This window comes from Kumtagia sp., from assembly GCF_059502445.1.
The window spans coordinates 1-2,302 of sequence record NZ_JCACER010000088.1 but is presented as its reverse complement, the minus strand read 5'-3'; the positions used below and the strand labels follow the sequence as shown (position 1 = coordinate 2,302).

At 65.5% G+C, this 2,302-nt stretch carries 2 protein-coding genes; both read right to left on the bottom strand.

The genetic code is table 11. From position 1 onward, the window contains the following. Positions 1-63 precede the first annotated feature (63 nt). Complete coding sequence (locus AC5JDC_RS23715; RefSeq protein WP_106773880.1) at positions 64-1,227, bottom strand: CaiB/BaiF CoA transferase family protein; 1,164 nt, start codon at positions 1,225-1,227, stop codon at positions 64-66. Position 1,228: 1 nt separating this feature from the next. Beyond that, positions 1,229-1,780, bottom strand: coding sequence for a MaoC family dehydratase (locus tag AC5JDC_RS23710; protein ID WP_106773881.1), 552 nt, complete (start codon positions 1,778-1,780; stop codon positions 1,229-1,231). Positions 1,781-2,302: the final 522 nt, after the last annotated feature.

Below are 2,302 nucleotides of genomic sequence, written 5' to 3'. Positions count from 1 at the left end.
ATCCTCCCCCGTTTACGGGGGAGGGGGACCACGCGAAGCGTGGTGGAGGGGGCGCTTCGACACTCACAACCCGAACTCCTCGCGAATCTTGGCACTGTGCTCGCCGATCAGCGGAGCGGCACGGTCCACCCTGGCGCGCACGCCGTCGACGCGCAGCGGCGAGCGCGTCGTCAGGATGGAGACGTCGTCCTCGCGCGTCACCGTCTGCAGCATATCCAGCACCTTGAAGCCGTCGCTCTCCATCAGCTCCGGCCAGGTCAGCACCTTGGCGCACCAGATGTCGGCCGGTTCCAGCACCGCCAGCCAGTCGTCGATGGATTTTGTGGCGATGCGCTGGGCGATGATCGCCTTGATGTCGTCGCGCGCCGTGAACCAGGTCGCCGGCTCGCCGCTATAGGCGGCAAGCTCGGCCTCGAGCCCGAGCAGGGCGGCGAGTTTCGGGATCGGCGTCATGGCGATCGCCAGGTAGCCGTCGCTGGCCGGGTAGACGCCGTAGGGTGCCGACAGATAGGCGTGGGCGCTGCGGAAGGAGGCGCGGCGCGGCGGCCGCCGGCCGTCGTTGAGATGCGTGGTCAGCACCTCGAACTGGAAGTCGATCAGCGCCTCCAAGAGGCTGGTCTCGACATGCGCGCCCTTGCCGGTAATGCCGCGCCGCACCAGGGCGGCGAGAATGCCCTGGGCGCAGGCGGCGCCCGCCAGCATGTCGGCGATCGCCAGGCCGAAGGGCACCGGGCCCTGGTCCTCGTCGCCGTTCAGCCACATGATGCCGGAGCGCGACTGCGCGAGCAGGTCCTGGCCCGGCCGCTTCACCCACGGCCCCTCCTCGCCATAGCCGCTGATCGAGGCGTAGACCAGGCGCGGGTTGATCGCCTTCACCCGTTCGTAGTCGAGGCCGAGGCGCTCGATCACGCCCGGCCGGAAATTCTGGATGAGCACGTCAGCCTTCGCCAGCAATCCTCGCAGCGCGGCGAGGTCGCCTTCGTCCTTGAGATCGACGGCAAAGCTCTCCTTGGCGCGGTTGATGGCGTGGAAGATGGTGGAGTCGCCGCCGATCTCGGTGTCGCTGAGATAGAGCCGTCGCGACAGGTCGCCGCCGTCGGGCCGCTCGATCTTGATGACGCGGGCGCCGAGATCCATCAGCCGCAGCGAGCAGTAGGGCCCCGACAGGAACTGGCTCATGTCGACGACGACGAGGCCGGCAAGCGGCAGTCCGGTTTCTTCGTTCATGTCACTTCTCGGTCTTGCCGGCGAAATCCGCCGGGTTTTTGTATTTCACCGTCTGCAGGTGCTCGCAGTAGAGCACCAGCTCGCCCTCGCCCTTGAACACCTCGTAGCTGGCGCGGATCAGGCCGAGATCCTTGTAGCGCGGCCTTTTGTCGAGGTTGGTGCGGATCGTGTAGATGGTGTCGCCGATGAACACCGGCTTGATGAAGCGCAGCCGGTCGTAGCCGTAGGAGAAGGCGTTTACGCAGTTGGTGGCGACCAGGCCGAGCCCGGCCGAGAAGACGAAGGCGCCGGCGACCAGCCGCCGGCCGAACACGCCCTCGCGCTCGGCGAACATCTGGTCCTGCACATAGGGGTGGATGTCGACCACCAGCGTGTTGAACAAATGGCTGTCGCCCTCGGCGATGGTCCGGCGCAACGAGCGGATCTTCTGGCCGACCGGCCAGTCCTCGTAGAACCAGTTTTCGGCATTCCACACCGGCAGCTCGGCGTGCTCGGCGGGCATGTCGGTCGGCTTGGTCGACGAAACGCCGACGGTGGGGGCAAACGTCGTCATCGGCGCCCGCCTTCCGGTGCGTGGCTCGGCATCATGTCCTCCCGAACTTTTCTCCATGAATATCTTTTTCACATATGCATGAAGTTTGCAAGGCGGCGCGGAAGAGGTGATAGGGCTCGCGCAGGGGTGAACGCGGCAGGTCGCCGATATCTGCAAAGGCGCCGGACATCTGCCATGGATCGCATTCGGATCATCATCCGTTCTGCTCCGCCGGAGCTTTTTCGTCAGCGGTACGGCGGCGCAGAGGCCCCGCGCCTCCATTTCGGCTCGCCGACGATGGAGACGACCGGAAAACGGGGACAGTTTACTTTCTTTCCGCAGAAAAGCAGTGGCGCTTCAAGATTCGCGCGGGCGGAAAAAGTAAACTGTCCCCGGTACCTACCTCCCGCCCGCTGCGAAGCGGCGGCTGACGGAATCCGCTTTTCGCGGGTACTTTTATCCCCTCCCTTCTCGCCTCCGCTATACTAGCGCCCGAAAGCCGCTCCCTGCGGGAACTTGGTGCGCACCGGGTATCAGGAGGGA

Bases quoted from the DNA above. Each gene is read 5' to 3' on its own strand.
- AC5JDC_RS23715 (WP_106773880.1), bottom strand. From the start codon at position 1,227: ATGAACGAAGAAACCGGACTGCCGCTTGCCGGCCTCGTCGTCGTCGAC.
- AC5JDC_RS23710 (WP_106773881.1), bottom strand. From the start codon at position 1,780: ATGACGACGTTTGCCCCCACCGTCGGCGTTTCGTCGACCAAGCCGACC.